Genomic DNA, 7,893 nt, shown 5'->3' on the forward strand with positions numbered 1-7,893 from the left:
TCCTCTTCTTTCACCTAAGCTGGTTGGCCGCGGCGAAACGTGGCGGCCAATCGGCTCTGATTCCGACTTGGATGAAACAACAACCTACCGCTTTGTTGACCTGGAGCCTTGTGCTCGGGTTCCTATTATGCACTCAATTGGTGTGGGCCCAAACCGGTGGCACGGTGCGCGGCACCGTGGCCGACTCCCTTTCGGGCCAGCCGCTGACAGGCGTGAGCGTGGGCTTGCAGGGGCAACCCGGCGGCACCGCTACCGATGCGTTAGGCAATTTCCGGCTGAGTGGCCTTGCGCCCGGAACCTATTCGCTACGCGTTGGGGCGCTGGGCTACCGCGCCTTGGCCTTGCCCGTTACGGTCGCGGCCGGCGCAACTCAGCGCCTGGCCGTGCGCCTGGCTACCACCACGCTCAGCCTGGCCGAAGTGACCGTGAACCAACCCCACGACCCCAACCAGAGCCTGGCCGCCATTTCGCACATTGACCAACTGCTGCGGCCCGTGAATTCCGCCCAGGACCTGCTGCGCTTGGTGCCGGGCCTGTTCATTGCGCAGCACGCGGGTGGCGGTAAGGCCGAGCAGATTTTTCTGCGCGGCTTCGACTGCGACCACGGCACCGATTTCGCGGTGAGTGTGGACGGGCTGCCGGTGAACATGGTGAGCCACGCCCACGGCCAGGGCTACGCCGATTTCCACTTCGTGATACCCGAAACGGTGGAGCAGCTGAAGGTGTACAAAGGCCCTTACACGGCCCGTTTTGGCGATTTTGCCACGGCCGGCGCGGGCGAGTTCACCACCAAAACCCGGCTCGAGCACAGTCAGGTGAAGCTAGAGCTGGGCCAGTTCGATACGCGCCGGGCGCTGGTGATGCTGGATTTGCTGGGCCAAAGCGACCACCTGCTCAGCAAGCAGCCCGAAAGCGCCTATGTGGCGGCCGAGTACAACTTCACCAACTCGTATTTCGACCAGCCGCAGCACTTCAAGCGCTTCAATGGGATGGCCAAATACTCTGGCCAGCTCTGCGATAAAACAGCGCTTACGGTATTGGGCTCGCATTTTACCTCGAACTGGGATGCCAGCGGGCAAATTCCGGAGCGCGGCATCGAGCAGGGCATTATTTCCCGCTATGGCAGCATCGACCCCACCGAGGGCGGCAACACCAGCCGCACCAACGCCAGCGTGGTACTCACCACTGCGCTACCGCACGATGCTGTGCTGCGCCAGCAGGCCTATTACTCGAAATACGATTTCAGCCTGTTTTCAAACTTCACGTTCTTCCTGCACGACTCGATAAACGGCGACGAAATCAACCAGACCGACGACCGCAACCTCTTTGGTTACACGGCCACCTACGAGCGCGACGACCACCTGGGGGCCCGCTCGCTGCACAGCACGCTAGGCGTGGGCACCCGCAACGATTTTTCCACGCTGGGCCTGCTCCGTACTTTGCGGCAAGACCCACTGGGCGTCATCACCACGGGCCGGCTCTACGAGCGCAACATCAATGCTTACCTCGACGAAACCCTGAACCTCACCGACCGCATCACGGTGAACGCGGCAGTACGGGCCGATTTCTTCACCTTCGACTTTCGGGGGCAGCTGGCCGAAGAGAATACCGGTGCGTTGGCCCCGCTGGCCGGCCGGGTGGCGCGCGCCCGCGTGTCGCCGAAGCTGAATCTGTATTATCAGCTCACGCCGGCCGTGCAGCTGTTTGCCCGCTCGGGTTTCGGCTTCCACTCCAACGATGCGCGGGGGGTGATTCAGGGCCTGAATGCCAACGTGCTGCCCCGTGCCTTTGGCTCCGAAATCGGCAGCACGTTCAAGCCCCTGCCCAGCCTGGTGGTAAACGCCGTCCTCTGGAGCCTGCACTTGCAGGATGAGCTGGTGTACGTGGGCGACGAAGCCGTGGTGGAGAGCACCGGCCCTACCCAGCGCTATGGCCTCGATTTGTCGGTGCGCTACCAGGTGGGCAGTCGCCTGTTTCTCGATGCTGACTTCAACTATAACCACGGCCGCCAGCTCGACGCGCCGGAGAAGGCCAATTACATTCCGCTCGCACCCACGTTCACCAGCACCGGTGGCCTCACCTACAAGGCGCCAAAAGGCCTAAGCGGCAGTTTGCGCTATCGGCACATCGACGCGCGCCCGGCCAACGACGACGGCAGCATCACGGCCCGCGGCTATTTCCTGCTTGATGCGGTGCTGGCCTACACCACGCCACGCTTCCAAATAGGCGCCACCGCCGAAAACCTGCTGAACGTGGAGTGGAACCAGGCCCAGTTCGCCACCCAAACCCGCCTCATCAACACCCCGCAGCGCGAGCCGCTCGAAGGCATTAACGAACTACACTTCACCCCCGGCAGTCCCTTTTATGCCAAGCTGAATGTGAGCGTGTCTTTCTAGCCGCTCACTTTGCCACCTGACGACGTTCTAGCATATGCATAACCAAACAAAAAGGCCTTCAGCATTTGCTGAAGGCCTTTTTGGTGAAACTCGTTTAGCTCCTCTACCGCCGAATTTGCGCAGCAAGCGAAGCTGGGATGAGGTTATTGCACCGCCACCTTCTGACTCACATGGAACTCGGGCACGCTCAGCTGATAGATACCGGCTGGCAGCACCTTCTTCACGCCCAGGCGCAGTTCGTTCGAGCCGTTGTAGAGGCGCACCGTCTCCTGGTGAACCAGGCGGCCCATCAGGTCGTGAAGTTGCATGGTGGCGGCCTGCTCGCGGTTGGCGGTAATCACCACGTCGATGCGGTCGGCGGCGGTGGGGTTGGGGTACACCAGCACCTCGGCGGTGGCGGCTGCCTGGGCGGTGGCCAGCACGTTGGCGTCGCGGCGGCCGGTCATGGCGCCGGTTACCACGGTGGGGGCGGTGTAGGTTGCCTTAACGAAGGCGCTCTGGCTGGGGTTGGCGGTGCTGGCGTTTTTGGCCTTCAGCGTGTACCAGCCTTCAGTGGTGGGCGTGTAGGTGCCCGTGAGGTTGCCGGTGCCGGTCTGGCTGCTCACCACCGTGCCGGCGCTATTTACCACGGCCACCGTGAGGCTGCGGGTAGCATCGGTGGGAAAGAGGCTGTAGGTAATGCTCTTGCTGGCAGCGCCGTAGATGCGGCCGGCCGTGCGGTAGGCTGTGCTGGCGGCGGGCAGCGCGCCGCCTTGCATCAGGCTGCGGCTGTCGGAATCGCCGAGGTCGTTGGCCAGCTCCCATTCCTGGGTGGTAGCCAGCGCCGGGCGGGTGTAGCCGGTAGTAGCGTTGGTGGGGGCCCACACCGAGTAGCCCCGGCGGCCGCCGGCGGCTGTGCCGTTGCAGGGCGGCGTGTTGATGGCCACCGTTTGCGAGGCGCTCACCGTGACGGTGGCGGTGCCGTTGGCGCCGGAATAGTCCTTTAGCACGGTGCCGGGCGCAAAATCGCAACTCACCGTGCTGTTTTGCCAGGTCGAGAAGTTGTCGTTGATGCCGATAATGGCTTTGGTGCTGCGCTCAATTACGAGGTGGTCGGCGGCCTGCCAGCGCACCTTGTACGCGCCATCCTTGAAGTGCAGGTTCTGATGGCACCACACCAGGTTCACGAGGTCGTCGCGGGTGGGCAGGTCGGTGGTGCTTTTGGGGCTGTGGCTGTAACGCTTGCTGGTGTTGCCTACATTGAACACGTCCTCAAAAAACAGCATTGGCGAGCCATCCATGGCCAAGGCAGCAGCATAGGTGGCCGACAGGCGCGGGTCGAACGGGTCGATGTGCGGTGCCAGCTCCGAGCCGGTGTTCCAGCCGGTGTAGTTGCCGTTGGCGTCGAGCGTGGGCCGCATCGTGTCGTGGTTGTTCACGAAGGGCACCGTGCGATGTACGTAGGTGCCGCCGATGTTCACCACCCGCGTGCCCTGCTGGTAGGTGGGCAGCGTGCCGATGTCGAAGTTGCCGCCCTGGCTCACGATGTTATACAAGCCGTTGCGCAGCGAGAAATCGAACGTGCCCGAGCGGTTGTTCACGTTGGCTACCCAGCCGTCCATTTGGCCCGACGAGCCCACCCATTCGCCTACGGCGTACATGGTGGCCCCGCCGCTGGCCCAGCCGGCGTTGCTTTGCAGGTTATACAGGAAGTCTTCGCTGGCAAAGTCCGGGAAATGCTTCACCGCATCCAAGCGCACGCCATCGAAGCCGACTTGTTTCTTATACCAAATCAACCAGTTGCGGTTGCCGGTGCGCATGTAGTCGCTACTCTGCACGGGGTTGTAGGTGGTGGCGTTGGAGCTTTGGCCGTACGAGCCGGGGTAGTAGCTGATGTCGGGGCCGAAAAATGGCGAGTTCCAGTCACCCGAGGTCGAGTTGTTGCCGGGGTTGGGGTTGAAGTTCTGCCAGTTCTTGGCGAAGCGGCCCGAGCGGCTGAAATAGTCGGTGGCGCTTTCGTCGGTCACCGGCTTGGCGTAGCTCACGTAGCGGAAGTTTTTGTACTTGCTGGTCGTGCCATCGTCCCAGGCGCCGGGGTCCTGCCCGCCCGCGCCGCTGGCCGAGCCGGCCCCGTCGTTGTGGTTCAGCACCAAGTCCTGAATGACCTCGATGCCATTGGCGTGCAGCACGGCCACGGCGCGCAACAGCTCGTCCTTGTTGCCCATGCGCGTGCCCAGAAAACCTTTTTGCCACTTGTCGCCCAGGTCGTAGTTGTCGAAAGGGGAGTAGCCATTGCCCTGGTTGCCGTTTTTGATGGTCGGCGGAATCCAGATGGCATCCACGCCCATGCTTTTCAGGCGGGGCGCGAGGTCAGCGAGGTAGTTGGCCCAGCCATTGGGGTAGTTCGAATTCCAGTAGTCCCACCAGAAGCCTTGCATCACGACTTTTTGGGCGTGGGCCGACTGGTTGCCGGCCCCCAGCAAAGCCATTGCCAGAGCCAGCGCAAACCGGAATCGTTTGCGGAATGGGAAATAAGCGGAAAAGTGTTGCATAGTGTGGGAATTGGGTTTTGTGAAGAAAGTGTGCAAACGGTTGTCAACCGTAACAAACGTTTTCAGAAGATGTAATCCCCCTGTTTGCTATTGCTAAGTTACCTAAAATGCTGAATGCAGCGAAAAAAGAACAAAATATTATGTGCGCATTTGATTGCATATTTCGAATATTGTAATTTTGTAGCTATTGGATTGGATAGTCTTGGACCTCTGATTGCTGCAGTCTCAGTGGACGCCTGCCGATTGTTGCAATGTTGCCCTCTTCCTGCTCCAAAAATTGCTTTGCGGGTTGCCGGCCCCGAGCGGCAGGTTGCAAAGAGCCGGCGGCTTGCCGTAATTGCAGGCCATGGTTGGGATGAGTGCACGACGGGCTAAGGCCCGCTTATCAAGTAGAGCGGAATTATGGACGGCCTTTGTGGCTGCAGGCCTGTTGCTCGGCGGCTGCCAATTGCGGGCCGGGGAGACGCAACTGCCCGCTATAAGTCCCATATCGAGTGCAGTAACTCTGGCACCGGCAGTGGCTCCGGCTGCTCCAGTAGTTAGTGCTCCCGTGCCCGATTCGCTGCGCCTCTCGCCGGTGCCAGCACTTGCAACCATCCCCGATACTTTGCGCCAGGCCATTCAGCAGTTGCACGCTGCCCTTGGGCCCGCCGCGGCCGAGCTGCGCCCCGAAGTACTGGAACAAGCCTGCGTAGGCTACCTCACGCTGCATCCCACCGGCCGCATCGAGCGTGCCGGCCTGCTGGCCGTGGCCGATATGGACCTGCCCAATACCACCGAACGCCTCTGGGTTATCGACCTTCAACATGCCAAGGTGCTGCACCGTAGCCTGGTAGCGCACGGCCAAGGCTCGGGCCACCTGCGCGCCCGCCGCTTCTCCAACGAAGAAAAATCGGCCTGTACCTCACTGGGCTTCTACCGCACGGCTGGCACCTACGACGGCATCCATGGCTACTCGCGCCGCATTGAGGGGCTCGACAAGGGCCAGAATGCCAATGCCTTCGACCGCTACGTGGTGTTGCATGCTGCCGACTACGTCAGCCCGAAGTATGTGCAGAAATACGGCCACCTGGGCTACAGCCGGGGGTGTCCGGCCCTGCCACCCGAGCAGTTTAAGGACATTATTGCCACGCTACGGGTGGGCAGCATGCTGCTCGTGAGCGGCCCCGGTCTGGCTTCGCGCTGGCTGGATGGTGGCGCAGCTGGTCGCCGGTTTTTGCAGCGAGGGTGGCGCTGAACAACTGCTGAACGTTCCAGTTAGGCTGCACAGCCACCACGGCCGAAACGGAATCATTCGGGGCTGCAAAGCGTTTAAAAATAGCCATCGGGAGATGTATCTCGTATAAGGTATTGTATCAGCTTCTGCTACTGTGGCGGCTGGTTCTTTTTCTTCATCAGCTACTTCGATTATGCACACGCACCAGCACAGCATTGTTCAGCGCAAACGCAAAAGCCTGCGTCGTCAGCGCCTGACGCGTCGCGTTTTGCCGTTTCTGGCCTCGTTGTTTTTAGCAACGCCGTTGGCCGGCAATATTCAGCAGTCGATGGCCGGCACGGCTCGCAACGAGTTGCGCATGCCCAAGATGGACTTCTCGCCCCAGGCACAGTTTGACCAGGAGATGCGCGCTACCTACAACGCCCTCGGGGCTGAGCAGGAAGGCCTGCGCTTCGAGACGTTTCAGAAAGCCATGACTGGCTACCTCAACCTGCGCCAGAATGGTAAGCTGGCTGAGGATAAGCAGGTTCTGACGGTGATTGACTTCGACCTGCCCAGCACGGAGAAGCGCCTGTGGGTGCTCGATTTGGGCAAGAAAGAAATCCTCTTCCACACGCTCGTAGCCCACGGCCACAACTCGGGCGAGAACGAAGCCAGCACCTTCTCCAACACCGACCAAAGCAACATGAGCAGCCTAGGCTTCTACGCCACGGGTAGCGAATACGAAGGCAAGCACGGCCACTCGTTGCGCCTCGAAGGCATGGACGAGGGCGTGAACAGCAATGCTGCTGCCCGCTCCATCGTAATGCACGGAGCCGACTATGTGAGTGAAGACTTTATCAAGCAAAACGGCCGTCTGGGCCGCAGCCTTGGCTGCCCGGCCCTGCCAATGGACCAGTACTCGCAAATTATCGACGTGGTAAACGGCGGCACCTGCCTGTTCCTGAACAAGTCGGACGCCGGCTACGATTCAAAGTACCTGAACCAGGATGCGGCCATTGCCGCGCTGGTGCCAACTGCTGCTACCCACGGCATCTCGTAGCAATAAGGCTATAAATCTTGATTTTACAACGCGAATGGCGCGCTAACTTTGGTTGGCGCGTCATTCGCTTTTTTACGTTTGTCATATGTCGAAAATTTACCCCTTACTGGCTGTGCTTAGCTGGCTGCTGTTGACTGGCTGCGACCGGGAGCGCACGTCTCAGGAGGCTGCTACTACTGCCGCTACCCCACCGCTGGCCGATACTACCCGCGCTGCTGCTCTGCCGGTGGCCGCGCCAGCTGATTCTGCGGCGGCTGTTTCACATACAGTCGACCCGGTTTCAGGGGCGAAGATTTCATCTGCCAACTTCCCCCGGCCAGTTGCTGAAAACCAGCCTGCGCCACGCGTGAAGCGCGGGGCCACGGTTTTTGCCGATGTGGCGGATGAACCGATTGAGGATGCGGACGTCGTTGGCAATAAAGCGGCCTCCGCCCATATTTCGAACAATACAGCCGAGCTAACGCGCTTTCTGCAAACGGGACTGCCTGCGCCGCAGCTATTCCGCATTCGCCCCGGCCGCGATACGCTGGTGACCGGGGCGCAAGGCACCCAAGTGTTGGTACCCGCCCGCGCCTGGGACCTGCCCGATAGCACGACTGCCGTACAGCTGACGCTACAGGAATTTTATAAGGCAACGGATATGATAAGTAGGTCGGATGAATTAGTTTGCATTATGCTCGTTATTTGCGGAATGAGTCGAGTAAACAC

Annotated in this window: 5 protein-coding genes and 1 pseudogene; 4 read left to right on the plus strand and 2 right to left on the minus strand. The window is 60.6% G+C overall.

Annotated elements, in window-relative coordinates:
- The first annotated feature begins 92 nt into the window (after nt 1-92).
- Complete coding sequence (locus tag ABD837_RS15335) at nt 93-2,396, plus strand: TonB-dependent receptor (protein WP_345056204.1); 2,304 nt, start codon at nt 93-95, stop codon at nt 2,394-2,396.
- Between the two features lie 143 nt (nt 2,397-2,539).
- On the opposite strand, the gene ABD837_RS25005 is transcribed toward ABD837_RS15335, so the two are convergent.
- On the minus strand, nt 2,540-3,796 hold the full coding sequence (locus tag ABD837_RS25005) for a T9SS type A sorting domain-containing protein (RefSeq protein ID WP_425554349.1): 1,257 nt from the start codon (nt 3,794-3,796) through the stop codon (nt 2,540-2,542).
- A gap of 6 nt (nt 3,797-3,802) precedes the next feature.
- Nucleotides 3,803-4,927, minus strand: a pseudogene (locus tag ABD837_RS25010) (alpha-amylase family glycosyl hydrolase); the annotation flags it as partial.
- 550 nt (nt 4,928-5,477) lie between these two features.
- Between ABD837_RS25010 and ABD837_RS15345 the strand changes: the two are divergent.
- The 3 genes from ABD837_RS15345 to ABD837_RS15355 form a co-directional block, all read left to right on the plus strand.
- A complete protein-coding gene (locus ABD837_RS15345; RefSeq protein WP_345056208.1) occupies nt 5,478-6,164 on the plus strand; it encodes a murein L,D-transpeptidase catalytic domain family protein in 687 nt (228 codons plus the stop codon).
- A gap of 172 nt (nt 6,165-6,336) precedes the next feature.
- Complete coding sequence (locus ABD837_RS15350) at nt 6,337-7,185, plus strand: murein L,D-transpeptidase catalytic domain family protein (RefSeq protein ID WP_345056210.1); 849 nt, start codon at nt 6,337-6,339, stop codon at nt 7,183-7,185.
- An 85-nt stretch (nt 7,186-7,270) separates the two neighbouring features.
- The coding region (locus ABD837_RS15355; protein WP_345056212.1) for a hypothetical protein at nt 7,271-7,893 on the plus strand (623 nt) is incomplete at its 3' end.

Origin of the sequence: Hymenobacter glaciei (genome assembly GCF_039539585.1) — a bacterium.
In the GTDB taxonomy this organism is placed as follows: Bacteria; Bacteroidota; Bacteroidia; order Cytophagales; family Hymenobacteraceae; genus Hymenobacter; species Hymenobacter glaciei.

What these genes read in the sequence shown, in the direction of transcription:
- ABD837_RS15350 (WP_345056210.1), top strand. Translation starts at nt 6,337, where the DNA reads ATGCACACGCACCAGCACAGCATTGTTCAGCGCAAACGCAAAAGCCTG.
- ABD837_RS25005 (WP_425554349.1), bottom strand. Translation starts at nt 3,796, where the DNA reads ATGCGGCCCACGCTCGACGCCAACGGCAACTACACCGGCTGGAACACC.